The organism is Bdellovibrionales bacterium, assembly GCA_016714165.1.
In the GTDB taxonomy this organism is placed as follows: domain Bacteria; phylum Bdellovibrionota; class Bdellovibrionia; order Bdellovibrionales; family UBA1609; genus JADJVA01.
On record JADJNU010000002.1, the window covers coordinates 606436 to 630369 of the forward strand.

Consider the following 23934-nt stretch of genomic DNA (forward strand, 5'->3'; position numbering starts at 1 on the left):
ACAGAGATCACAAGCCCCTTGACTCAAGTTCGTGCAAACCGGACCTAGATCCCGCTAGATCAGGGGTCCCAAAATCAGACCTGGGCACCGACGACAAACTCTCTGATGACCCGACCTAATCTTGATTGCAATCTCCACATCTCAATTCTACACTCAAAATTATCTCATGAAACATTCCATTCTTTGCGTTGATGACGAACTAGACAATGTGGATGCGCTTGAACGCATATTTAGACGTAAATATCGTGTTCTAAAAGCGACCTCTGGCGACGAAGGTCTAGGCTTGTTAAAAGATGAACCTTCTGTTTCTCTGATCATCAGCGATCAAAGAATGCCCAAAATGACTGGGGTCGAATTTTTAAAGAAATCCCTACGAACTCACCCCGAGGCAATACGCATCTTGCTCACTGGTTATACAGATATAGAATCTGTCGTGAACGCGATTAATGCGGGAGAAGTTTACCGGTATTTAACAAAGCCCTGGGATCCAATCGATCTTGCAAACACAGTCGACAAGGCAATTGAGAAATTTGAACTCCGCCAAGAATTGGTCGAAAAAAATCGTGCCCTCCAGACGGCTCTCGTTGAACTCAAATCCCTTGATCAAGCCAAGACCCAATTTATGGTTCTTATTAACCATGAACTCAAAACCCCGCTAACCACCCTTCTGAGCTTTCTCGAGCTTCTCGGGGAGTCACGCCTTTCAGAAGAGCAAAAAAAGTTCCACCTACGCATCGATCAAAGCGCTCAACGATTAAAGACAATCATAGATGAAGTTCTTGAACTGGTTTCAGCCGAAACCGGACAGATAAAAATTCATCAAGTGAAATTGGACCTAGCTCCCCTTCTTGCGAACGTTCAGAGTTTGTGGCGCCATCGCAGTAAGGATCGAAATTTGGATTGGTCAGTCCAGCTAATCCATCAAAAAGTGAAAGGTGACAAGCGCATTGTTGAAAACGTTTTGAGCCGACTGGCCGACAATGCGACAAAATTCGCCAACGAGGATTCGACCATCGAAATTGTGGCCACACAAGACAAAAACGATGAGAACGAAGTGCGAATTAGCATAAAAAATCAGGGAAAAGTACTCTCGCCGAAGACCATCGATAAAATATTGAAACCTTTCACTCTGGACGAAGACATGCTTCACCATTCGAAAGGTCTCGGCATGGGTCTCAGCCTCTGCCAAGCACTCCTTAAAACTCACGGCCGAACTCTCGAAATTGAAAGTTCAAAAGGTTGCGTTGAGATTTCTTTCCGCCTCCCTTCCGGCTGACGGACTGAAATCTTTCAACTCAAATCATAAGCTCACTCAAATGCATATCTCCTTTGCAAAGAGAAGGTAGATCATGTGCTCTGTATTTATTAACCGTCTTCTTTATTTGTTGTTTCCCTTGGTCCCATTGGGTGCCGCTGCTGCCGAGCCACACAGCCGCGGCACTCTCATGGATGAGTTTCAGGAAACTCTCGTGCTGGCCAAAGGAGAATACTCTACTTTCCCAAATCGGGGGGCCCGAGTCGTCCACAATGCCTCAGGGAAAATGGTCAAAATCAGTGACGATGGACGAATGCTTCATCTCCTTGGAAAGTCCTTCGGTGACGCCTCCATGAGCATAGGCTCCAAAGTCATTCGCCTTCTTGTTACGACAACTCAACAAAAAAATGCCGCCAAGGAATTTGCGTCATATCTTTCGAATCGTCCAGGACTCATTTTTCTGCCAGCTCACCCCTGTCACTTTTTTTCCGGGGAACTTTTACGATGGAACGACTGGCTCGCAATCAGAGATATCGCTGCCTCAAACCAAGCCTGCTTTCGATTCAATGTGACGATAGCGGACGAGATAAAAGCCCAAATCAATTCTCACATCGTCTCTCAATTTAGTCGATCTCTTTGGGGCACCCCTTCTGTCATCAGCGATGATCCCATTTCCCTTGAATTTCCAGAATCGGCAAAGACTGAGTCTGCTTCATTGAGTAAAGAACTGGAATCCTGGGGGCTGACACCAAGTTTTTCAAGGAACACAATCGATATCAAACCAATGATCCGTATCAAAATCATGGTTGCCGAAGGAAATCAGAACATTGCCCGCACGATGGGAATTAGTTGGCCCGGGGCTTACCAAGCAAAAATAGTCCCAAAACCACTGTTTAATGAGGACTGGGAGGTTGAACTAAGAGCGCTGGAGTCACAAGGCAAGGGGAAAGTCTTAGCCAGTCCGACCCTTCTCAGCCGCAGCGGAGAATCAGCAGATTTTCTAGCTGGCGGAGAAATCCCCTTGCTCGTTGCCAGCCACAAGACAAAAGAGGTCGTGTGGAAGAAATACGGCATTTCTGTTCAGGTGACTCCTTTCGCCGATCAGCGTGGTCATTTAAAAATTGAACTCGCTGCTGAAGTTTCGAATCCAGACTCGAGTTTCTCAAGCGAAGGTCTTCCGGCATTCAAAACCCACCGAATTCACTCTCAATTCAATCTTCTAGAAGCACAAACAATCACCATCAGTGGATTGCTGAGAGAAGAACAGAGTCACAGTCGTTCGAGTCTACCCGGACTCGCAAATATTCCATTACTGGGCCCTTTGTTTTCAAGTCGGAGTTTTTTAGAAAATCGAACGGAACTCGTTATTCTCGTCTCCCCAAACCTCATTGGCACGTCCTCAGAACCCAGTCAACCAAAGCCAGAAAATCAACTCCATGACGATGGACGATGAGCTACTTGAAATTTGTCAATTCATCGAGGACAAGATTGCACGGGCCCCCGGAGTTAATTTTCGTTCTCTTGATGATGACGGAGGACATGGAAATTCGCATCACATCTTAAAGCTTTTGCAAAACCATACAAATTCCATTTCAAACTGCGATCAACAGAGAATTCTTCAAGAGTTTTGCGAGACGGGACCGCTCATGCACCTCATCGACGACAAGACCGTGACCGAAATTCTAATTAACGGACAAAGAGAAATATGGTATGAGAAGTCAGGAAAGCTGGAGCGATTGCCTGACAGTTTTTTTTCGGCCTTCACTTATGAAAACTTTGTTCAAAAGATATTTTGTGAATCAGGAGTCCATATTGATTTGAGGCGGCCTGCCGTCGACGGAAACTGGCTGGGGTTTCGCTTTCATGCTATAGGCGTTCCCCTTTCTCTCAATGGCACGATCCTGACCCTGCGTCGGCATCCCGAAAACCCGTGGACCATCGACGGACTCTGCCAAGCAGAATGGGCGAGCAGAGATACCTGTCATAGACTTAAGTCCCTTGTGACCGACAACGAATCCATACTCATCGCGGGAACAACTGGAAGCGGCAAGACATCCATCCTCAGCGCCTGCCTTCAAAATCTTCGCTCAAATGAAAGGGCGATCATTTTGGAAGACACAAAAGAGATCGCATTGCCCAACCAAGTCTCACTGCGTCTATTAACGAGAAGTGAAGCTCGGTCAGAGCTCCCCGACTATAATCTATCGGATCTTGTTCGGCAGTCTCTTCGAATGCGTCCTGATCGGCTTGTCATGGGGGAAATTCGCGGACCTGAAGCAAAGGATCTGCTCCTATCTCTGTCAACTGGACACAAAGGAGCCATGGCAACAATTCATGCACGAAGCCCTCACGAAGCTCTCATGAGACTGGAAATTCTCATTCAATTGGGAGCACCCATGTGGAGAACAGAAACGGTAAGAAAGCTCATTTTTCATGGGATTCAATATATCATTCTCACCCAACGTGAAAATCACCAACGTCGATTTGCGGGAGCCTATCGAATTAGCTCTCTTGAATCGAGCGGTTTTCTTCTCGATCGTGAATTCTAAATTCATCAAGCGCTAATATTGAGATAGGAACCAGGAGGCAGAACCGCGCGATCCACCATTTCTCCAGACTCTGGATCTCTAAATAATCGAGGTACAGATGAAACCTGATCGTCCACAAGCTCGGTTTGGTCACCGACTTCTGACTCTCTTTGTCCAACTTCAATCTCAGGCTGCACCCGCTTCATAAAAAAATTATCAGAAAGGCGCTTCACTGATTCGGCATCCCTCAGGTCCTTCGAACGCAATCCCAATAATTCATCATGCCTCTGCCCGGCGATCTGCGCCGTGGAGAACTTAGCATCCCCTCGAGACGATAGTTCCGAAACTCCCACCGGCCGACCAAAGGAGGGCCCTCCGGGTCGCATAGCCGAACCTTCATTCATATCTACTGATGCAATGCGTGGTGTACTTGGGAGAATTCCACTGATTTTTTGCACTTCACACCTCCATGTGTCATCGGAGGCATGCAACCTGCCAAGTGAACTTCATGTCCACCACTCATTGCCTCCACCCTACTTATCGGTACCAAAGTTCAAGGGACAAGGGTCCAAACGTCCAATTTTAAAACACAATCACAGGACCTTTCCCTTGCCCTGATTGATGCTCAGTTCTGCTGCAGACCCTAATCTAATACCAAGCTCCAACAATTGCTCCTGAGCGACCGTGCTCGGGGTATCAGACATCAGACAGGACGCTTTGGCCGTTTTTGGAAATGCAATGACGTCCCTTATGGCGTTCGTCCCTACCAATAACATCGTTAGGCGATCCATACCCCAAGCAATTCCACCGTGAGGAGGAGTTCCATATGACAAAGCCTCAATAAAAAAACCAAATTTGTGGTGAACCTCTTCATCAGAGAGACCTAGTGCTTTAAATAAGGACCTCTGAACGTTCTGATTGTGAATCCGGATACTACCACCGGCAATTTCATATCCGTTGCACACAAGATCGTAAGCTTTCGCTAGCAGATAAGGATATTCGCCTTCCCGTTCATTGGCCAAAATCGACAAATGCTCATTCTTTGGAGATGTAAAAGGGTGGTGCCGAGCCACCCATCGTTTCTCGTTTGAATCATATTCAAATAAGGGAAAATCAACCACCCATAGAAAACTGTCTCGGGACAGATCAACCAGATTTAATTCATGCCCAAGATGGTCGCGAAGGGCGGACAGCGAGGCACAGGCTATCGAAAAATCATCGGCCACGATAAATACCCCACCTCCATTGGTACCACCCGCCGACTGAAACACCTTTTGCAGCAGACTCTCAGAAACAAATTTAGAGATCGATGAAGTCAAAACTCCGTTGGCATCTGACTTAATCCACACCAACCCTTTCGCCCCCATTTGTTTTACCATTTCCGTAAGTTTGTCTAAATCCTTGCGGCTGTACCCGCCAGTTGCTGGTGCTGCCAAGGCTCGAACCACACCCCCTCTGGCCAGCACATCCTCAATAACTTTAAAGCCACACCCCTTAAGAGCCTCGCCTACATCCTTTAGTTCTAGCGGATTTCGCAGATCTGGCTTATCCGAACCAAAACGATCCATGACTTCCTTGTAAGAAAGACGAGGAAATTCGGCCAGCTCAACTCCCTTGACTTCAGCCCAAATCTTTTTTGCCATTCTCTCATTCATCTCAATGAGGTCTTCTTCATCAACAAAACTCATTTCTAAGTCAATTTGGCTAAATTCCGGCTGCCTATCCGCACGTAAATCTTCATCACGAAAACAACGAGCAATCTGAAAATATCGATCCACACCGCCTATCATCAGGAGCTGTTTCAGTGTTTGAGGGCTCTGAGGAAGAGCGTAAAAGTGACCCAAATGAACCCGAGATGGAACCAAATAGTCGCGAGCCCCTTCTGGCGTACTTTTGTATAAAATTGGGGTTTCAACTTCGAGAAATCCTTCATCAGACAAATGCTGTCGGACAACTTTTGCGACCAAATGCCTCACCCTGAGATGTTCCTGTAGTTTTGGAGACCGCAACTCCAGATATCGATATTTAAGCCTCAAGGTCTCTGAGACCTTTTCATCACCGATGTGAATGGGGGTAACCGCCGCCTCGGACAAAATATCGAGGTTCTCCGCTTCAATCTCAATGGCCCCTGTGGCAATTTTATCATTTATCATGCCCGGAGGCCGAGCTCTGACTTTGCCTTTTATTGCTACGACATATTCGTTGCGGACATCCTTGGCTCCTGCATTTTCAAGTCGAGTGGGATCCAAAACAACCTGGACCAGGCCCTCACGATCACGCAAATCGATAAAAACAAGACCCCCATGATCACGACGCTTGTCAACCCATCCCATCAAAGTCACTTCAAGATCAACATGAGTCTTTCCAATCTGCCCACAATAATGGGTTCTTTTCAATTTGCTAAAAAAACTCACTTCATTTCTCCTTTACTCAAGATGGAAACAAATACTCGAAAAATCAGAATTTTTTTCAGGAACCAAATTCAAAAACATGTCTCGTGCCTGAAATTTCGATTAATCTCTCATGATCCCGATTCACAATCAAGGAGAGGGGACCTTCTCCTCTTCTTCCAAAACGAATAGTCACTTGTCGAAGGCATAGGGAAAACAGAAAGGATAGACAGACCCCCTATTCAAGGCGTATTCTCTGTCCCATGCCAAAAGTTATGATTACATGTCAATCGGCCTGTGATGAGAAGGAAGCATTTTCTCGCGTGCGCAAAATACTTGAAGAAGATAAAGACTTACGCAAACTTGACTCAAAACTCGCGTACGAATTTGAGGAATCGACCCTCTCAGGACGCGCAACGGGTCATCACTTCAAAGCTGAGATGTCCGTTTCCAAAGAAAATTTGGGATCCCGAGTTGAAATTACGGTCGACTTGCCCTTTCACCTAGGGCTGGTCAAAAGTATTGTTCAAAAGACTTTGCAGAGAAAACTGGATGAAGCCTTGTTGACCTAAAGAGCAGGTATATGAAAAGCACTAAGAAGAAAAAATCTGCGAGCCTCCGCGGGAACCACAAAACAGCGGCGAAGTCGACTGAACGAAAGAAAAAAGCTCCAACATCTCTGGTCAAAAATAGACACTCTTCTCAACTCACTTCAAAAAATAAATCAAATAAGTCAAATTTATCTCCTATTTTGAATCCAGAAATAGTGTTAAGCCAAAAATCTACTCCTCGAAGAGACCGACCTCCTTTCCAGGATGATTATGATCCCCTGTTGCCTGAAATCAACGATTTCAGCACTCCCGCTCTTGATCGATCAGAAATCATAGAAGAATATCAGCTAGACCTGCCTGAAATGAAGTCGAAAGCGGGGTCCCTTGTTCCTTCTAGCTCAGTGCCTCTGTCAAGCGTCGACCCTGTGTCACGATACATGGCAGAAATTGCGCGCTACCCTCTTCTAACCAGAATCCAGGAAGAAGAGGTTGCTAAACGCTACTTTGAAACAAAAGATCCACGTCTAGCCGAAGTTCTTGTGACTGCCAACTTGCGATTTGTCGTCAAGGTGGCTGCAGAATATTCCAAATTTGGAGCCAGACTCATCGATCTCATACAAGAAGGCAATGTGGGACTGATGCACGCGGTAAAGGAATTTGATCCCTATAAGGGGGTTAAATTGATCACCTATGCTGTTTGGTGGATTCGAGGTTATATCCAAGAGTATCTCATGCGACAGTACTCGATGGTGCGAATCGGAACCACCCAAAATCAGCGGACATTGTTTTACAAGCTGCAAAAACAGAAGCAGGACCTTGAGCAATTGGGTGAAGAAAATGGAATTCGGCAAATCAGCGGCCGGCTTGGTATTCCAGAAGACGAAGTAGCCGAAATGCAGAAACGCCTTTCCGGCCGTGATGTCAGCCTCAGTCAGCCCCTGGGGCAAGGGGAATCATCGCGTCTTTTAGATCTTCAAACAGGAGATCAGGGCACTGAAATGGACGACATGATTGAGTTAAAGGAACACCTTGGACTCCTGAACAATGCCCTTGCCCAACTTCGCCCTCTTCTCAGCGAAAAGGAAACATACATTCTCGATCAGAGATTGCTCTCCGATTCGGCTTTGACCTTACAAGATATTGGAAGTGAATGGGGAGTGACAAGAGAGGCCGTTCGCCAAATGGAGGCTCGCCTCCTTGCCAAAATAAAAGATGCAATTTTAAAAGGGGGACTGCCGCCCTTGTCCGAACCCTCTACCACATCATAGAACCTGCAAAATCCTCTGACTCATTTGGCCATCTTGACTTTGTTCTAGTCATTATCCAAGAAAATATACAATATTGATTTCGTTAATTTTTTTATCAAGTAACCGAATGGAGGAGATTTTATATGAGTAAGTCTATCCTTTATGTGTTTTTTATTTTTTCTTTTCCAGCCTTAGCCGCTCAGACTCTCATCGAAAGAGAGTTTAGCGCTGGGTTTACGCCCTATCCAGTAAACTCTGTCATCGCAATTGCAAGTGATGGAAAAGTGACGGCAACCTTTAGGTATCCCAGATCAGGAAAAATTGAAAACCTCACTGTAGCTACTATTGAATATCAAGTCCTTGGAGGACTTAAAGAAATAGTTAGCTCCATCTCACAGAAGGAACTTGTTGATACAAACCCTGAAGAACCCATGTGTACTGATGCACCCTCGGTACAATACACTATCTCAAGTGCAGATGGCACGTCTTTCCCATTTTATCGAACAAGCGGCTGTCATGAATTTAGATTATAAGGCGATGACGGATGGTCCGCTTTGAGATTAAAACGCCTTCTGGATGGATTCGATTCACTCGTTCAACAGAGTTTTCTAGACTAGGGAGACCTCTGTCATCCAGAGTTTTTCGACGAGACAATCGCTTAATAGATACGTAAATTGATCCTGGCCACCTGACTGGTGGCCAGATTAATAATTAATCTGGCTCGGCCTAGCTAGCTTCCAGCTCTTGGTCCTCAAAGAATTGAGAAAGCTTGGCTCTCAATCGCGAGATAGCTTGTGCATGAAGCTGGGAAACGCGGCTCTCTGTAACCCGCAAAATTTGCCCTATTTCCTTCAGATTCAGGTCTTCGTAATAATACAAAGAAAGCACCAGCCTCTGCCGTTCTGGCAAGTCCTCAATGGCCTTCGTCACCACCTCTTTTACGGCTTTTAAATTCAATTGAGTGTAAGGATTATTGAGTTTGCAGCCTTCAAGAAGATTAAGAATCGATTTTTTATCGACATTGCTAAAGGTCGCTGCGTCGTCGATAGATAAAATGGACACTGGTCTTACTTGGTTAACTAAGTCGTAGAATTCATCCATCGTGATTCCGAGATTTGAGGCCACTTCTTCATCACTGGCCGAGCGACCAAGTTCTGCTTCCATCGCGATGAGAGTTCGATCAAGCATTTTTGCCTTATCACGCACTGAGCGAGGAACCCAATCCTGCGCTCTCAATTCGTCAAGAATTGACCCACGAATGCGAAATTCTGCATAGGTTTTAAATTTGTTGTCACGGGTTGGATCATACTTCTCTATCGCGTCCATTAATCCAATCACTCCGCTCGAAATCAAATCATCCAACTCAATATTAGAGGGCAAACGAATGGCAATTTTTTGAGCGATGAATTTGATCAAAGGGGCATACTCCATTATCAGCTTATCTTTCTGCTGTGGAGTTAGCTTGTTTGGCTCCTCTTTGTATTTTTGTAACAAGGAACTCGCATTATTATTTGACATGTATTCTCACCCTCACCGATTCCAGCTTATCAAAATGAGAAGCGGGCAAAAAGTCCAAATCTTTTCATGCCACACCTACCAGCTGCCTCCAGAAAAACTGTATACCGCCTTTGGCCTCGCTTAGGTGTTCAAAACCATTAAATTTTTCACCAATACCCCGAATCGCTTGACTGGACGGACTCCTTGGCTCAGCATCCAACACCAACTGTTGCAACTTTGTTGCCTTTGCCATGTTTGGATCGGCAGGAACGAATCCGCGATAATCTAGACTGACACACAAAAAGCGATCCGCCACCTCACTCAACCTACGAAAGACCTGAAGACCCTCTTTTTCATCTCTCACCATGTTGCAGAGAATAGAGAAGCGATTTTCTCGACATCGTGAATGCAGAACCTTAATGAGAGCGTAGGCATCCGTTACAGAGGCTGGATCAGGAGTAACAACCACAACAATCTCTCCTGCCGCGGAGTTGAGATAGAGAACGTTGTCATCAATTCCCGGAGCAGTATCAATGAACATAAAATCATAGGAAGTATGAAGTTGATTGATCTTGTCCATCAAATATTGCTTCATAGATGCCGGCAATCTCTGCAATTCGTAAATGCCGCTTCCTCCTGGAATGAGATCTATATTGGGGCCCACTGATACCAATGCCTCATTGATGGGTATGTCCTCAAATAACACTCGGTCGAGCTGATTCCGTGCGCTTACTCCAAATAGAATATCTAGGTTTGCCATTCCCAAATCGCCGTCCAACACCAAGATTCGCTGCCCCGATCGACTCAGAGAAAGCGCTAGATTTGCAACCAAAGTCGATTTCCCAACACCCCCCTTTCCGGAGGTGATGCTAATCGTCCTCGTCCGGCCCTTTCCAATATTGATCCCATTTGCTGAAGAACTCATCTCATTATCTCCCCTCAAATCTTTCGAATTTTTGTTAATTTAAAAATCAAATCGACGACTCTCTCTTTGGTCGCATTTTCCCAATCCTCTGGAATCTTTGGACCTATACCGAACGAAAAGAGCGGAAGTCGAAATTTTTTCTGAAAATTATAAATCAGTCCATGCTGCGAAGACTCATCCAAACAAGTAAAAATCACATCCTGAATACCCAATGGAATATAGCGTTCGGCAAGATCAAAGACGTTAGCGTCATTTGCCAAAATTGATTGAACATAGTGTAGAATTCGACCAGTTTGAAAGGGAGGGAGCAGATTGCGCACAAAATCAACCTCACCCATCGATTTTAGATTCATGCCCGGAAAATCGACCAAGAAGTAATCCGACATATCCAATTTTCTTTGAATAACCCCCCAGTCCTCTTTGCGCCTTACCACGGCAAATGGGACGTTTAGAATTTGGGAGTATATTCGAAGCTGTTCAGCAGCTCCAACCTTAGCGAAATCAGCAGATAAAATGCTCACCTTCTTCTTTTCGTTTATCACAAGATGACTGGCAAGTTTTACCAATGAACTGGTTTTACCTCCTCCAGCCGGCCCTAAAAATACATGGAATCGGTCCTGCGGCCTCCTTTCACTAACCAAAATCTCATCCAATAAGTATTTAGCCACCCAAGCATCTACAAAAGCCCGCTTTTTTATATTTGCCGGATCCATGTGGTTCATGCACTCTTTGAGGAGATGTACAACGTTGCTTGCCGAGATCCCAGCGCGAGTTAACTTCTCGTATGTGGAACTCATTTCGTATGGAATTCCCTCCTCGGCTCCCGGGTGCATACTCACAAATGACTGGGGTAACTTGTGAAATTTCTCTAAAATTTCCTTGAGATATTTGACTTCACTTCTCAAAATCTTCACATCTTGGGATTCGTCTCCATCTGCCAAACTATGCTGAGTCATTTTACGACTTGGTGGATGATCAACGGCACTGAGATTCATCTTTGTCATACCTGAAACAGCGCTTTGTACTGCGGATCGAATACGCTCCTCTGCAAGCCGCGAGTTCGCCCTGCTGATCTCATCAGTTCCTGTGCCTCTATCAACCGAATTGGAAGGGACGGTGGAAGTCCCAGAATTCACCTGATTAGATCTTGACTGAGATCTCAAGCCTGAGCTAGGAGTCAAACCAGAACTTGCCTCGACTTCTTCGTCAATGTCAATGTAAGGCGTCGTTGTCACCGGACGAATGATTCGTTCCACTGGTGGGATTGATGCCTTTTCTATAAATTGCTTTTGTAATTTCGCAGAACTCTGTTGATATTTAGTCTTTGACTCAGCATTCATTTTTTTTTCAGCCAATATCTTTTTTCTCAGAGTCTCTTCCGAAATAGCCGCTGTGACCTCGATACTCGCTTTTCCTCCCAGCCCAAATCCATGACCATTGTCTCGGGCCGAAAGGATGATGGCCTCTGGTCCGAGGTGTAATTTTACCATGTCCAAAGCTTCTTTCATGGATTTTGCTTCAAATTTCTTAACTTGCATGTGACATCTCCACTAAGCCCACCGAAGAGACTCTCGCATCAGGTGAAAGTTCACTGTGGGACAACACGATCAATTGAGGTATGAATCTAGATACCAATTTAAACAGATGACGACGAATACTTGGGCTCGTTAGGAGAATCGGTTGCCCCGCAATTTCCGGGTGACTCTCGATCGTGCGTGAAACGCCTGTTATAAGACGTTGTGCAGCTGCTGGGTCCATTACCAACTGCACACCCTGCTCCGTTTGCAAGAGAGAATTTGCGATAAGCTCCTCCACTTGAGAATCGAGAGTCATCACTGGCATAGCCCCCCCCATCAGACTTGTATTTTGCCGTAATCGAACGATTCAGAGCCTTTCGAACGGACTCAGTAAGGATCTCAGGATCCTTGTATTTTCCGCCTTCATCTCCCAGGGTTTCTAGGATGGTTCGCAAGTCACGAATGGACACCTGTTCTCGCAATAAATTCTGAAAGACCCTTACCACTGTCCCCAATGGCAACAAACTCGGAACCAGATCATCGACAATTTTAGGATAGCTCTTTTTAAAATTCTCAAGTAGTCCGTCAGCTTCTTGTCTCCCAAATAGCTCGTGAGCATGAGTACGAACAATCTCTGTGAGGTGGGTCGCCATAACTGTCGGCAGATCGACAACTGTATAGCCCGCCACCTCTGCTTGTTCCTTTTGACTTTTCGAAATCCAAAGAGCATCCAATCCGAAGGCCGGTTCACGAGTGGGTATGCCATCCATTCGATCAACAACGCTCCCAGGGTCCATAGCTAAATGGCAGTCAGATCGCAGGAGCCCTCCACCAACCTTGTTGCCCTTGATAAGGACCCGATATTCACCAGGTTCAAGCTGCAAATTGTCGCGAATATGAATACTGGGAATCACAATCCCCATATCAAGAGCAAACTGCTTTCTTAAACTCACAATTCGTTCAAGCAGATCTCCAGTTTCTCCCGACTCCACCACATTGATGAGTCCATATCCCACTTCCAGTTCAATCAAATCCAGAGCCAAAAGGTTCTCTACATTTTCTTTCTGTGGTTTAGCAGCCTTTTCTTGTTCTTCCGCTCTCGCCAAGCTTTTCTTTTCTTCTGAAAATTGATTGATAAGCCAAGCAATACCACCCATCAAGCCGCCTATCAAAAAGAAAGGCAACCCAGGTAATCCTGGCACCATTCCCAACAAGACAAGTATCCCACCCACAATGCCAACCGCGCGTGGTTTTGTAAAAAGCTGATTGGCAATTTCAGCGCCAATGTTACTTTCTGTGGAGCTACGAGTGACAACCGCACCAGCAGCTGTTGAAATGATCAGGGCAGGAATTTGAGTCACAAGGCCATCACCAATCGTCAACATTGTATAGTATTCAGCGGCAAGCTTTAAACTAAGACCCTTCTGAAGAACTCCAATCAATAGTCCTCCGACAATATTTATGACCGTAATAATTATCCCTGCTATCGCATCGCCTCGAACAAATTTGCTTGCACCATCCATGGCTCCATAAAAATCGGCTTCCTTTTCGATTTCACGACGCCTTTTTCTGGCCTCCGCTTCAGTGATTAGTCCTGCATTCATGTCCGCATCAATAGACATTTGCTTACCGGGCATGGCATCCAAGGTGAAACGTGCAGCAACCTCTGCGATACGACCAGATCCCTTCGTTATCACAATAAAGTTGATAACCACCAAAATGATAAAGACAATGAGTCCTATGACGTAATTACTCCCAACGACGAAACTTCCAAAAGAAGCAATCACCTGACCGACTGAGGTTGGACCGTTATGACCTTCAGTCAAAATCATTCGCGTCGACGCAACATTTAAAGACAGACGAAAGAGAGTGCTCAACAAGAGAAGACTAGGAAAGACGCTAAAATCTAATGATTTGTCTGTATAAATCGCAACTAGCAATATGAGAAGGGCCAGGGTCAAAGAGAGCGTCAATGAAATATCGATCATCCATGCGGGCAGAGGAATGATCATGACAGTCAAAATTCCAATCAACCCAAACGCGACCAATAGGTCCATATTTTTAGTGACAGCTTCAAAACGTTTTAGGAACTGAAAAATATTATCCATTTATTGCATTACCCTCTTCTTCAGCTTGAAGACGTATGACAGGACTTCTGCCACGGCCGTGTAGAGCTCTCTTGGAATGACCTGACCTATCTTTAAAGTTTTATAGATCGTCCTCGCCAGAGGCTTGTTTTCAACAATGGGGACCTTGTGCAGACGAGCTATTTCTTTGATCTTTTGAGCCAAATGATCGGCACCCTTCGCCACGACTTTTGGAGCTACAGTATTTTCATCGTACTTCAGTGCCACGGCAATATGTGTCGGATTTGTAATGATCACATCGGCCTTTGGAATCTCCTCCATCATTCGACGCTGAGCCATTTCCTTTTGTATGCGCCGAATCCGAGCTTTGATAAGAGGATCACCTTCACGAGATTTTACTTCCTCCTTCACCTCCTGCTTGGTCATTCGCATTTTTCGTTCCAATTCCCACCTTTGAAAAAAATAATCAATACCAGAAACTATGCCCATAAATATCCCAATTCCTCCAAAGAGCTTTAGAAACCCCTCTCCTACATAAAGAAAAAGCTGCTCTACAGAGAAATTCACCAATTTCGGAACAATCGCGACCTCGGATTTCAATATCATTGTTGCCAAAGCCCCAACGACGATGACCTTTAGAAGTGCTTTCATCCCCTCAAAGACAGAATTCAGACTGCAAACTCTCTTGAATCCCTCGACTGGATTGAGTCGTTCGAAATTGAACTTAAGAGCCTCCTCATTATGAAGAAGTCCAATCTGAAGAGCTGAGGAGGCCACACCAGCAATCCATAAGATTCCAAAAACAGGAGCAACAATCATCAGCCCTTTTAATCCAGCAAATTTGGCTGCCGCCATCCAGTTTCCCTGACGAACGAAACTCGCAAGGTGGGATCCCAAGGTTTGAACAAAAACCTCATGAACTTGAACAAAAAAGAATTTTCCTAACAGCCACATAGCTAAAATAGAACAAAGGAGCATCAGTACAGAACCCAACTCACGCGTCTGAGCCACCTGGCCACGTTTTCGAAAGTCCTCGCGTCGCTGGTGCGTCGCTTCTTCCGACCTTTCATCCTGCTCTGTATCAGCCATGTTCCATCCTAGAACTAATGTAGATCAAAATGCTTTAACCATTTGGAAAAGCCTCTCCGCTGTGCCTCTCAGTAATTCGGGCATTTGCCACATCACCATTGGCAATGAGACAAACAAAATCAGAAACCCCGCCAAAATGTTTATCGGCAGACTCGAAACTAAGACATTAATTTGAGGGACTGCACGGCCGACAACCGCCATAGCGACATTCAAAAATAGAACAGAAATCATAACAGGTGACGCAAGCTTAATTCCAATAATGGTAATCTCGTGGAGGATCTGCCCAACTTCCTTGAAATAGACAAATGAGAGAGATTCCTGAGACATTGGGACTAAATCATAGCTGTCTCGAAGTGCCCCAATAAATAAATGATGACCATTAAAACTCAGAAAAAATAGAAATCCCAATGACAAAAAGAGCTGATCTAACGAACTCACTCTGTCGCTTACTGTTGGGTTGAATAGCTGAGTACTCGACAAACCCATGCTCACACTGACCACTTCACCGGCAATAGATAGAATAAAAACAAATGCTCGACTCAGAAATCCAATACACAGTCCGACAAACAATTCCTTCAATGCCATCCACACAATCTGGTAAGACCCCAGGTCCACAATGATTTTTGACCAGTCCAACGTGGGAAACAGAACAAGACTGATACTGAGGCTAAATAGAATCTTCATTGGAGCTGAGACTGTTTCAGAACCAATAACAGGAGAACTTATAATGTATGCTGACACCCTCATTATCACCAGAAAGAAGGCTAAAATTTCCATTTCGTTAAATTGATAAATACTCGACACTATTCCCTCACAAAATGAGAAATATTTTGAAAAATTCCGATCGCAAACTCAGTCATTACGTCGAGCATCCAAGGCCCCGCAATAACAATAACAAGGGCTACGACCACCATTTTCGGAATGAACGTCAAAGTGGCCTCATTTATTTGCGTCACGGCCTGGAGCACACTTACAATAAGTCCTATTATGAGGGCGCCCCCTAACATTGGACCTGCCAACATTGCTGTTGTCCTTATCGTATCCTGACCCAACTTGATAATCAGTTCTTCAGTCATGTTATCTATTCCTAACCAAAACTTTCAACCAACCCTCCTATCAACAGGGACCACCCATCAACCAAAACAAAAAGCATGATTTTAAATGGAAGAGAGATAATCACCGGAGGTAACATCATCATACCCATCGCCATGAGGACACTGGCAGCTACCATATCAATCACCAAAAAGGGAAGATAAATGATAAATCCAATCTGAAAGGCTGTCTTAAGCTCGGATACAATAAATGCTGGAATTAAAACTATCGTTGATACATCCGCGCGCGTTTTAGGAGATTTCGACTTCGACATCTTGATAAACAGTGAAAGATCCGAATCTCGAGTCTGATTGAACATAAATTTCCGCAACGGAACAAGTCCCTCATCAAGAGCCTTCTCTTGACTGATAGCGCCCTTCAGGTAGGGCTGAACCGCGTTCTCATTTATCTTTGTCAAAAACGGGGCCATCACAAACAGAGTCAGAAACAGTCCCAACCCAACCAAGAGCTGATTCGGTGGTAGCTGTTGAGTTCCAATTGCTTGGCGAACAAATGACAATACAATTACAATGCGAGTGAAACTGGTCATCATTATCAAAATGGCAGGAGCCAAAGTGAGAACGGTCAGAATTATGATCACTCTAATTGCATTCACTACCTCGTTTGGATCGCTTGTATTCTTAAATCCCAAGCTCACACTGGGAAGAGTCATTTGAGCGATGGCTGATTGGGCGATCCCAGCTGTAGAAACAAGTAGCAATGGCAATATGAGCCAGTCTCTTCCCTTGATCACAGTGTCCTCATTTCTCGTAGCCGACTCGTTATCAATGTCTGGATGCTCTTCAGATTAACTTCTTCTGTCGTCGACTTCTCTTGAGTTCTATTATGAGAGGACTGAATTTGAACTCGATCGCGAACTTCTCCGACAGACGGAAGGTTAGAAAACTCTTCCAACTCTCCCAAAAAATGACTTGGTGAGGTTGCCGGTATTTCGTCATCGATGAGAGCCAATGGCTTAATGAGATTGATGCTTTGGTCAGTCATTCCCAACAGCAGGCTTTCGCCGGCAACTTGCACAATGACCAAGCTCTTTTTGGGACCCAGGTGATATTGGGATAAAATCCGAATTTTTGTTTGATCCTGATGTCCCAAACGCTTCCTTGTCCAATACTTCGCTCCATAGCCAATTGCGATTGCCAAAGTTAAAATCAATCCTAGACTCATCAACAAGCGCGAAGTGGTTCCCCCAGTTTTATGCTCCTGATTGGCGGTAGAGGCCGTGAGTACCGGAATGTTTTCTTCGTCCTGGATCAGCGAACTCTCGCCTTCCCGATTCTCCTTTCCCGAATTCGAAGTAGGACTTCGCACCAATCCTCTCGCCTGAGCCTTCACCACACCCACATTATCCGGCTGAGTTCCCGACTTCTGCGCAGCAGAGTCCCTCTCGGTCAAATCCACTCGTTTGGGCGGCAGCTCCTTCGGAAAGCCCAGGTCAGTTGCCAGGATTCTTTGAGACTGCAGATCGAGCTCAGATCCCGCTTTGTCAGTGGCAGCGGCCATTTCCTTCACCTTAGATCCGTTTGATCCGTCTGATCCGTCTGATCCGTTTTATTCGTCTGACTCATCTGATTCGCCTGAGTTCTCCAAGCTCAACGCCTTATTCTCTCCCTGGTCAAGGTCATTTGGACCTACAGAAAGCACTGGCCGTTGAACATGAATTCCCGAATCAACGGGCTTGGACGCTCCAATCCGAAAGTCCTCTTTCCTTATCTGTCGGACCTCTCCGGCAAAAGAAGCCTCAAAACAGATTCCAATCATAAAGATAATCAGCGCCCAACGAACCAACACATCTCCCCCTCTATCGAAATGCCCTTTGCCAAAGCAAAAAACGCCACAAATTCATCAAGAAAATCCTAATTGCTACCCAGTTGCTCTACACGCTCTGTTGGCGAAATAATGTCAGTCAAACGAACCCCGAATTTTTCGTTCACCACCACAGCCTCTCCACGGGCAACCAACTTGTCATTGACCAGAACCTCCATGGGTTCTCCTGCGAGTTTACTCAGCTCAATAACTGATCCTTGTCCCAAATTGAGAAGTTCGCTCACAATCATCTTTGTTCTTCCCAACTCCACAGTAACCCTCAATGGAATATCAAGAATCAAATTGAGATTTGCATCTCGCCCTTCACTTTTCGGGTCATTTTTTTTTGCATCATCCTTGGAGGCATCAGAAGTCTTTTCGATTTCGCTTTCAATATTCTTAGCAACATTGGACTTGTCGTCGGACATGGCTTCCCCTCTTTTTATTTTTTTATCTCTCTAGTTACCTGCACAGCTAATGTTCCGTGGTGTATTCCATAGAATGCCTTAAATTTCTTCACGTTTTCCACTTGAACATCTAGCTCTCCAGTCGCATCTTGATTCAGCAATAAGACGTCACCAGTTTTGAGACCCATAAGGTCGTTGAGAGTGATTGACGATTCGCCCAGATTGACCTTGATCTCAATTTTTGTTCCCATCATCTGTTCGGTAAATGTTTTGGCCCAGATATTTTTATCAGTCTGATCGGATTCAACCTGAAATCCAGTTGAAAGCTTTTGCTTAATTGGTTCAATGGTCGAATATGGAATAACCAAGGTAATTGTTCCGTTTGCATTTTCCAACTCAACGTCAAATGTAGAGGCTATGACGATGTCAGTAGGCGGGACAATTCCAACAAACTGTGGATTTATTTCTGTACGAACAAAGGAGCAATCTATTTTTTCGACAGACGACCAGGCAATTTCAAGATCCTCTATCGCCAAATCGACAACCTTGCGAATTATCGAGAGCTCAATTGGGGTAAAGTCCTTTCCTTCAATTTTTGTGTAGGGTCTATCTGCCCCTCCAAAAAAATTGTCTACAAGAGCATAGGCAAGTTTACTCTCAATGACAAAAGAGCAGACCCGCGCAGGTTATTGAAGCGAAGCACACTCATGCAGGTAGGCATTGGAAGAGTATTGATGAATTCACCGAACTTCAAAAATCCGTACTCGCATGATTCAGCGAAGCTATTTTTCTGAGGGCCGAAGAAAGAGAAACTCGAAATGAACGCATGAATTTTCATAAATAACATCCAATTGAGGTAGGCGGCCGCGAATGATTCTGTCCTGACTGGTGAGATCATAGACCACCACCACCTTATCATCAGGTCCACCTGTTTTCTGCTGCCCCTCCCCGGCCTCAGATAGCTCACCATCTGAAACCGCGGCAAGGAGAGCATCTACTTCGCTTTGCGATAGAACCTGGCTCATCCTGACTCCACCTCTTTAATTAAAAATGAACTCTGTAAAATAGACTCGCTTGATCTTCCCTTTGGTCAGGAATAGATTTACCTGATCCTTGATCTCATCTCGCATTCCCTCTTTACCCTCGCGAGTACTGACCTCCGCATAAGTTTTGCTCGAAAGAGTGATGATAATGATGTCGCGAATCTTTGGTTTCAATTTCTCCAATTCACCCTGCACTTCATTTCCATCCACTTCCAGCTCCATATTGATTTTCAGAAGCTTTCGACCACGGCTACCGGCTACGTTAACCAAAAATGTCTCCAACGGAATCAATTTTCCAATAAAGTCTGCTTCCTCGAGTTCTTTCTTTTGGGCGACACTCTCTCCGCGAATCACATCATCAATTCCTGGGTGAGCAGCTTCCTTTTTCTTTCCTAGGTAAATCATTGCTCCCACACCAGCCACAACCAACATATTGATCACAGCTAAAATAATGAACAGGGTTGGACTTTTTCCTGACGAAGCAGGAGAGACCCTTTCTGCTTGAGGTGCTGCGTTAGCTTCTGCCACTTCATCCTCCTTGTCATATCGCCAGGTTCAACCGTCTTTCATCTTGCCAAGAAAATAGATCGACAAAATCTGACGCCCCACAGATCTGCTGAGCAAGTCAGATGCCAACTAGACTTGATTCAAATTTCGATTGAAAACGAGACAAAATACCGCTTGAAAGAATCAAAGTTTGGATTTTGATCCAAGAAATGTCCCTTCTTGAAAATCTAAGACGGACATGGATTTGACAGGACTGAAAGAAGTCCTGACGTTAATTTGTCAATGACAAAGTCGAGGTCATAGCTGAGTGAATGTTTGGATTCGAAGCCAAAATTGAATTCATTTGAACAGAATAGGGCTGACCCGCATAGTTTGTCACAATCCCGCCAGCTTCCCTCACCAATAACAGTCCGGCAGCTGTGTCCCATGGACTCAAATTTTTCTCCCAAAATCCATCGAAAATGCCCTCAACCACCTAACAAAGATCATAAGCCACCGCACCAACTCGACGAATCCCCCTTGTTTCTCTGATTAGTTTCGAAAAAATTTGCATCTGATCAGTCAAAACACCTTCATCGTAAGGTGAAAATCCCGTTGCCAATAGCGATTCGCTCAGAGACTTCCTTTGACTAACTCTCAGCTTTCGATCCTTTCCTTTCTCCCGCACAAATGCACCTCCGCCCTTTGTTGCGTAGTAAGTTTGATCCAATTTTGGCATATCCACAATTCCTACCAACATTTCTCCACGAAATTGAAGACCCACGGAAATGCAAAAGACATGAAAACCAAAAACGTAATTGGTTGTTCCATCCAAAGGATCAATGATCCAAGTTGGAATTTCAGATTCAATGACACCTGGACTTTGGTTCATATTATTAGAGCTTTGTTCTTCACCAACTATTTTATGATGCGGAAAATAGCTTAATAATGAATTCACGATGGCCTTTTCACTGGCGACGTCTGCTTCCGTTACTAGACCTGCCTGATACTTTTCAGTAACCTGAGTTAAGTGTCCGAAATAATCCAATAAAATCTTTCGGCCCTGCTTCACCGCCGAAAACCCTTGTTCCAAAGCGATGCTCAAATCAAGATCCATTTTTCTGTTCTTCACTTTCACCCCCTCAGCCAAATTCAAATGGTCGCCTTTGTTTTGCAAGATTGACCCACTTCGTCTATGTCGCTACGATTGAAGAGTCAAGCTATACTCGGGTTAAGGAGGGGTCAATCATGTTGAGTCAGAGGGGCGGATCAAAAGCCGACACCGTTGTAAAATTGGTTTTGATATTTTTTATTTCACTTCTTTCTTTTTCGGTGGGCACCTTTGTTGGGAAGCAAGTGAGCGATAGCGACTACAAACGAGCCTCGCTTGAGGAAGACTACAAGAGTTTTCGGCAGGCCTCCCACGGCGAGGAATCCAAGGAGGACCCAACAAAGAAAACTGTCCAATGAAGAACTCACGAGCTTAACTGAGGAGTTTGTAAATACCGAGAAGGAAGTTTTGGCAGCCAACAGAGCAGAATCCATCGAAAAGGAAAAAGAGAAGGCTGAAGATCTTGAAAGTCCCGTCAAGGAGGATAAAGCTAGAGCAACTGGATATAAAAAATATTCCAAGGATTCGTCGGAACCCTCCTCGCCGCCGACGATGACGACAGTTGAGCACAGCAACGACAAGGGTAAAAAGATTGCCGAACATAAAAGTCAAACCAAGAATTCTGAAATCGAAAAATCCAGTTCTTCTGTCGCTAAAGAAGCACAACGAGTCGCCGACGGAAAGGCTCCTGTCCCAGACCAAAAGGAGATGCGCAGACCAACGAGCATTTTGCCCTCTGTAGCTACTTCTTCGATTGGCAAGTACACCATTCAAGTCGCTTCTTATGCAAACGAGGATGAAGCGAAAGCTCATGCCAACGAACTTAAGCAGAAGGGCTGGAATGCTTTTTATTTGCCCGCCGAGATCAATTCGAAGACGTGGTTTCGAGTCAGCATTGGACTCTTTACCGATCAAAAAAGCGCCGGGTCCTTTCGCGAAGAATTGATGAAGCAGTCGGCAATTTCCTCTTCAATTATTCAGAAGATCGTGGAGTAATGGGAATTCACGGCAGAGCTCAGTTGGCAAAGGTCCTCTGCCGTTCTAAAAATCAAAGTCTATAGCAAAGATAGAGTCGATTTTTCTGGATTCAATTCATTTCAACTTCGATGTAATGCCAAACTCCGCCAATTCCGTTGCCAATTTCATCACCTTGCACGCGATCATAGGCATAAGTGTACACGGGTTGGCCCTCGTAAGTGAGTTGCGTTTTCTTGTTCGAGCGGATGGCTGTCCCAAATGGTGGTTGTAAGCGCTTGGTTTCTTCGGCCGTCACCAATAGAGGAGGCCAGACCTCAACACAATCACCTGAGCAGACTGATGTTCCCGTCCCCTTGTCCATGTCAAAGGTGTAGAGAGTTTTTCCAATGGCATCAGCCAAGAGATTTTCTCCTTCTCCATTTGTTATGACACTAGTCAAATTTCCTTTGGTAGAACTTGACTGCAGATTGAGAGGACCAACCTCGGCTTGAACCCCTTGCGCAAATAGCAAAACTGCCCCTATCGCCAAAACTGTCATTTGATTCATTTTGTTTCCTTTCTCTTTATGTTTAAAGCACCATTTTTTTAACCTATGCCGAACAGACAATCCTTATTCTGTGTTCATGACCCTCCATATCCTCCTTTTCGACGGAATTTCCATTTTGAATTGAAATAAAATCCTCGGATCCCAAAGTGAAGCTATGATTGTGACTCCCACTCAGCAAAATATAGATACCCGGATTCGCACTCATTAATTCTTCGAAACTCAAACGGATTTCAGTGTGGTGGTGACCGGGATTTATATAGGTCGTCTTTGGAGATTCATCACAGGTTTCGCCGGCCTGTTGGTCTTTCGGCTGCTCAATTGGAGAACTCTGACTCTGACCACCCCCGCAAGCTGAGATCAACACACCAAATCCTACTAAACCTGCCTGAGACAAAAACTGTCGTCTGGATTGCGATCGTATATTTTTCATTCCGCCTCCTCTTTTCAAAGATAAAGTTATTACAGAAAATTGAATCCCCATAGACCCTATTTGGAATAGATACTATTCTGAATTAGAATATATGAGGTCATATGTCTCCATTTTCTAACGAAATTGAATATGTTCTGATACTCGCTCAAACTCTGAATATTTCGCGGGCCGCTGAATTGTCTGGAATCAAACAATCTGGACTATCGAAGGCGCTCATGAAGGTTGAGGGACGGCTTGAAGTCAAACTTTTTTCGCGCAGCAAGAGCGGTCTTCAGCTTACTCATGAAGGGCTTCGCGTGATTAAATTATTGTCTGATCTGAAGAGCAATTGGGATACAGCTTGGCGGGCTTCAAATCGGGATGATTTTATCGGGACGGTAAAAATTGGCTGTCATACGTCGATTGCACAGAGTTCCTTTTCAAACTTCTTTTCAGATCTTGTCGAAAATCATCCCGGTGTAAATATGGATCTGACTTTTGATCGTTCTTTGGCTGTAACGAGGAAAGTCATTAATTCCGAGATTGATTTGGGACTCGTCATCAGTCCGCAACGACATCCTGAGCTTGTTATCTCTCTGCTTCGCCGCGAAACCGTCGGTGTTTGGAAAAGTCAGAAATCCAAGAAATCAATGAATCTGGTTTATTATAATCCAGAGATGATCGACATCTATTCGTACTTACGAGCGTTTGCAGGGTATAAGTTGGTTCCTATTTCAGATTACGTCACGATATCAGCGATTTTAAGAGAGAGCCGCGGTTATGGCATATTGCCTTCATGTACAGCCGAGATCATGGGCGATCTGAAGCTGGAAAAGGAACTGAAAGCAACACAACTCAATTTGGTCTACAGAAAGGACCGGTCTTATAACAAAACATTACAAGCAGTCATACGCATTATTAAGGACGGATTTCAACCTTAAGGCACAGAGA

General features: G+C 44.9%; 26 protein-coding genes and 2 pseudogenes. 9 read left to right on the forward strand and 19 right to left on the reverse strand.

Going from position 1 to position 23934, the window contains the following annotated elements; all coding sequences use genetic code 11:
* Positions 1–166 precede the first annotated feature (166 nt).
* From IPJ71_14130 to IPJ71_14140, 3 genes are all read left to right on the forward strand, one after another.
* Positions 167–1276, forward strand: coding sequence for a hybrid sensor histidine kinase/response regulator (locus IPJ71_14130; protein MBK7844801.1), 1110 nt, complete (start codon positions 167–169; stop codon positions 1274–1276).
* Positions 1277–1349: 73 nt separating this feature from the next.
* Complete coding sequence (locus IPJ71_14135; GenBank protein ID MBK7844802.1) at positions 1350–2708, forward strand: hypothetical protein; 1359 nt, start codon at positions 1350–1352, stop codon at positions 2706–2708.
* The gene (locus IPJ71_14140; GenBank protein ID MBK7844803.1) at positions 2692–3804 is read left to right on the forward strand and encodes a CpaF family protein; all 1113 of its coding nucleotides are present in this window, start codon (positions 2692–2694) and stop codon (positions 3802–3804) included. The genes IPJ71_14135 and IPJ71_14140 overlap by 17 nt, the downstream gene beginning before the upstream one ends.
* A 5-nt stretch (positions 3805–3809) precedes the next feature.
* Here the strand turns inward: IPJ71_14140 and IPJ71_14145 are convergent, their stop codons facing one another.
* Both IPJ71_14145 and aspS read right to left on the reverse strand, forming a co-directional pair.
* Positions 3810–4241, reverse strand: coding sequence for a hypothetical protein (locus IPJ71_14145; GenBank protein MBK7844804.1), 432 nt, complete (start codon positions 4239–4241; stop codon positions 3810–3812).
* Between the two features lie 135 nt (positions 4242–4376).
* On the reverse strand, positions 4377–6197 hold the full coding sequence (gene aspS, locus IPJ71_14150) for an aspartate--tRNA ligase (protein MBK7844805.1): 1821 nt from the start codon (positions 6195–6197) through the stop codon (positions 4377–4379).
* A 251-nt stretch (positions 6198–6448) separates the two neighbouring features.
* On the opposite strand from aspS, the gene IPJ71_14155 reads away from it, so the two are divergent.
* The 3 genes from IPJ71_14155 to IPJ71_14165 all read left to right on the forward strand — a co-directional run bounded on the left by IPJ71_14155 (position 6449) and on the right by IPJ71_14165 (position 8504).
* Positions 6449–6745: a polyhydroxyalkanoic acid system family protein gene (locus tag IPJ71_14155; protein MBK7844806.1), complete on the forward strand. Its 297-nt coding sequence runs from the start codon at positions 6449–6451 to the stop codon at positions 6743–6745.
* An 11-nt stretch (positions 6746–6756) separates the two neighbouring features.
* The gene (locus IPJ71_14160) at positions 6757–7992 is read left to right on the forward strand and encodes an RNA polymerase factor sigma-32 (protein MBK7844807.1); all 1236 of its coding nucleotides are present in this window, start codon (positions 6757–6759) and stop codon (positions 7990–7992) included.
* A 122-nt stretch (positions 7993–8114) separates the two neighbouring features.
* On the forward strand, positions 8115–8504 hold the full coding sequence (locus IPJ71_14165; protein MBK7844808.1) for a hypothetical protein: 390 nt from the start codon (positions 8115–8117) through the stop codon (positions 8502–8504).
* A 193-nt stretch (positions 8505–8697) separates the two neighbouring features.
* On the opposite strand, the gene IPJ71_14170 is transcribed toward IPJ71_14165, so the two are convergent.
* The 15 genes and pseudogenes from IPJ71_14170 to IPJ71_14240 form a co-directional block, all read right to left on the reverse strand.
* Positions 8698–9489: a FliA/WhiG family RNA polymerase sigma factor gene (locus IPJ71_14170; GenBank protein MBK7844809.1), complete on the reverse strand. Its 792-nt coding sequence runs from the start codon at positions 9487–9489 to the stop codon at positions 8698–8700.
* A 64-nt stretch (positions 9490–9553) separates the two neighbouring features.
* The gene (locus IPJ71_14175) at positions 9554–10393 is read right to left on the reverse strand and encodes a MinD/ParA family protein (GenBank protein ID MBK7844810.1); all 840 of its coding nucleotides are present in this window, start codon (positions 10391–10393) and stop codon (positions 9554–9556) included.
* 14 nt (positions 10394–10407) lie between these two features.
* The gene (locus IPJ71_14180; protein ID MBK7844811.1) at positions 10408–11931 is read right to left on the reverse strand and encodes a flagellar biosynthesis protein FlhF; all 1524 of its coding nucleotides are present in this window, start codon (positions 11929–11931) and stop codon (positions 10408–10410) included.
* Positions 11921–14018, reverse strand: a pseudogene (gene flhA, locus IPJ71_14185) (flagellar biosynthesis protein FlhA). The gene IPJ71_14180 and the pseudogene flhA overlap by 11 nt, the downstream one beginning before the upstream one ends.
* A complete protein-coding gene (gene flhB, locus IPJ71_14190; protein MBK7844812.1) occupies positions 14019–15086 on the reverse strand; it encodes a flagellar biosynthesis protein FlhB in 1068 nt (355 codons plus the stop codon).
* A 24-nt stretch (positions 15087–15110) separates the two neighbouring features.
* A complete protein-coding gene (gene fliR, locus IPJ71_14195) occupies positions 15111–15890 on the reverse strand; it encodes a flagellar biosynthetic protein FliR (protein ID MBK7844813.1) in 780 nt (259 codons plus the stop codon).
* Positions 15890–16162, reverse strand: coding sequence for a flagellar biosynthesis protein FliQ (gene fliQ / locus IPJ71_14200; GenBank protein MBK7844814.1), 273 nt, complete (start codon positions 16160–16162; stop codon positions 15890–15892). The genes fliR and fliQ overlap by 1 nt, the downstream gene beginning before the upstream one ends.
* 11 nt (positions 16163–16173) lie before the next feature.
* Positions 16174–16851, reverse strand: coding sequence for a flagellar type III secretion system pore protein FliP (fliP, locus tag IPJ71_14205; protein ID MBK7844815.1), 678 nt, complete (start codon positions 16849–16851; stop codon positions 16174–16176).
* A 77-nt stretch (positions 16852–16928) separates the two neighbouring features.
* Positions 16929–17699 carry a FliO/MopB family protein gene (locus IPJ71_14210; protein ID MBK7844816.1) on the reverse strand — a complete coding sequence of 257 codons (771 nt, stop codon included), beginning with the start codon at positions 17697–17699 and terminating at the stop codon, positions 16929–16931.
* A gap of 48 nt (positions 17700–17747) precedes the next feature.
* Entirely contained in the window at positions 17748–17987 is a 240-nt protein-coding gene (locus tag IPJ71_14215; GenBank protein ID MBK7844817.1) for a hypothetical protein, read from the reverse strand.
* 65 nt (positions 17988–18052) lie between these two features.
* Positions 18053–18430: a flagellar motor switch protein FliN gene (fliN, locus tag IPJ71_14220; GenBank protein MBK7844818.1), complete on the reverse strand. Its 378-nt coding sequence runs from the start codon at positions 18428–18430 to the stop codon at positions 18053–18055.
* Positions 18431–18444: 14 nt separating this feature from the next.
* A pseudogene (gene fliM, locus IPJ71_14225) lies at positions 18445–19434 on the reverse strand (flagellar motor switch protein FliM).
* Between the two features lie 15 nt (positions 19435–19449).
* Positions 19450–19980, reverse strand: a complete 531-nt coding sequence (locus IPJ71_14230) for a flagellar basal body-associated FliL family protein (protein ID MBK7844819.1) — start codon at positions 19978–19980, stop codon at positions 19450–19452.
* 250 nt (positions 19981–20230) lie between these two features.
* The gene (locus tag IPJ71_14235; protein MBK7844820.1) at positions 20231–20395 is read right to left on the reverse strand and encodes a hypothetical protein; all 165 of its coding nucleotides are present in this window, start codon (positions 20393–20395) and stop codon (positions 20231–20233) included.
* Between the two features lie 39 nt (positions 20396–20434).
* Positions 20435–21070, reverse strand: a complete 636-nt coding sequence (locus tag IPJ71_14240; GenBank protein MBK7844821.1) for an inositol monophosphatase — start codon at positions 21068–21070, stop codon at positions 20435–20437.
* Positions 21071–21186: 116 nt separating this feature from the next.
* On the opposite strand from IPJ71_14240, the gene IPJ71_14245 reads away from it, so the two are divergent.
* Together IPJ71_14245 and IPJ71_14250 are read left to right on the forward strand one after the other, a co-directional pair.
* Positions 21187–21408, forward strand: a complete 222-nt coding sequence (locus tag IPJ71_14245) for a hypothetical protein (protein MBK7844822.1) — start codon at positions 21187–21189, stop codon at positions 21406–21408.
* A gap of 49 nt (positions 21409–21457) precedes the next feature.
* On the forward strand, positions 21458–22045 hold the full coding sequence (locus tag IPJ71_14250; protein ID MBK7844823.1) for an SPOR domain-containing protein: 588 nt from the start codon (positions 21458–21460) through the stop codon (positions 22043–22045).
* 91 nt (positions 22046–22136) lie between these two features.
* On the opposite strand, the gene IPJ71_14255 is transcribed toward IPJ71_14250, so the two are convergent.
* Together IPJ71_14255 and IPJ71_14260 are read right to left on the reverse strand one after the other, a co-directional pair.
* Positions 22137–22574 carry a hypothetical protein gene (locus IPJ71_14255; protein ID MBK7844824.1) on the reverse strand — a complete coding sequence of 146 codons (438 nt, stop codon included), beginning with the start codon at positions 22572–22574 and terminating at the stop codon, positions 22137–22139.
* A gap of 43 nt (positions 22575–22617) precedes the next feature.
* Positions 22618–23004 carry a hypothetical protein gene (locus tag IPJ71_14260; protein ID MBK7844825.1) on the reverse strand — a complete coding sequence of 129 codons (387 nt, stop codon included), beginning with the start codon at positions 23002–23004 and terminating at the stop codon, positions 22618–22620.
* A gap of 101 nt (positions 23005–23105) precedes the next feature.
* Between IPJ71_14260 and IPJ71_14265 the strand changes: the two genes are divergently transcribed.
* Positions 23106–23924, forward strand: coding sequence for a LysR family transcriptional regulator (locus tag IPJ71_14265; protein MBK7844826.1), 819 nt, complete (start codon positions 23106–23108; stop codon positions 23922–23924).
* The last annotated feature ends 10 nt before the right edge of the window (positions 23925–23934 follow it).

What these genes read in the sequence shown, in the direction of transcription:
- IPJ71_14130 (MBK7844801.1), top strand. Translation starts at nt 167, where the DNA reads ATGAAACATTCCATTCTTTGCGTTGATGACGAACTAGACAATGTGGAT.
- IPJ71_14135 (MBK7844802.1), top strand. Translation starts at nt 1,350, where the DNA reads ATGTGCTCTGTATTTATTAACCGTCTTCTTTATTTGTTGTTTCCCTTG.
- IPJ71_14140 (MBK7844803.1), top strand. Translation starts at nt 2,692, where the DNA reads ATGACGATGGACGATGAGCTACTTGAAATTTGTCAATTCATCGAGGAC.
- IPJ71_14155 (MBK7844806.1), top strand. Translation starts at nt 6,449, where the DNA reads ATGATTACATGTCAATCGGCCTGTGATGAGAAGGAAGCATTTTCTCGC.
- IPJ71_14160 (MBK7844807.1), top strand. Translation starts at nt 6,757, where the DNA reads ATGAAAAGCACTAAGAAGAAAAAATCTGCGAGCCTCCGCGGGAACCAC.
- IPJ71_14165 (MBK7844808.1), top strand. Translation starts at nt 8,115, where the DNA reads ATGAGTAAGTCTATCCTTTATGTGTTTTTTATTTTTTCTTTTCCAGCC.
- IPJ71_14170 (MBK7844809.1), bottom strand. Translation starts at nt 9,489, where the DNA reads ATGTCAAATAATAATGCGAGTTCCTTGTTACAAAAATACAAAGAGGAG.
- IPJ71_14175 (MBK7844810.1), bottom strand. Translation starts at nt 10,393, where the DNA reads ATGAGTTCTTCAGCAAATGGGATCAATATTGGAAAGGGCCGGACGAGG.
- IPJ71_14180 (MBK7844811.1), bottom strand. Translation starts at nt 11,931, where the DNA reads ATGCAAGTTAAGAAATTTGAAGCAAAATCCATGAAAGAAGCTTTGGAC.
- flhB (MBK7844812.1), bottom strand. Translation starts at nt 15,086, where the DNA reads ATGGCTGATACAGAGCAGGATGAAAGGTCGGAAGAAGCGACGCACCAG.
- fliQ (MBK7844814.1), bottom strand. Translation starts at nt 16,162, where the DNA reads ATGACTGAAGAACTGATTATCAAGTTGGGTCAGGATACGATAAGGACA.
- fliP (MBK7844815.1), bottom strand. Translation starts at nt 16,851, where the DNA reads ATGACTCTTCCCAGTGTGAGCTTGGGATTTAAGAATACAAGCGATCCA.
- IPJ71_14210 (MBK7844816.1), bottom strand. Translation starts at nt 17,699, where the DNA reads ATGGCCGCTGCCACTGACAAAGCGGGATCTGAGCTCGATCTGCAGTCT.
- fliN (MBK7844818.1), bottom strand. Translation starts at nt 18,430, where the DNA reads ATGTCCGACGACAAGTCCAATGTTGCTAAGAATATTGAAAGCGAAATC.
- IPJ71_14245 (MBK7844822.1), top strand. Translation starts at nt 21,187, where the DNA reads ATGTTGAGTCAGAGGGGCGGATCAAAAGCCGACACCGTTGTAAAATTG.
- IPJ71_14255 (MBK7844824.1), bottom strand. Translation starts at nt 22,574, where the DNA reads ATGAATCAAATGACAGTTTTGGCGATAGGGGCAGTTTTGCTATTTGCG.
- IPJ71_14260 (MBK7844825.1), bottom strand. Translation starts at nt 23,004, where the DNA reads ATGAAAAATATACGATCGCAATCCAGACGACAGTTTTTGTCTCAGGCA.
- IPJ71_14265 (MBK7844826.1), top strand. Translation starts at nt 23,106, where the DNA reads ATGTCTCCATTTTCTAACGAAATTGAATATGTTCTGATACTCGCTCAA.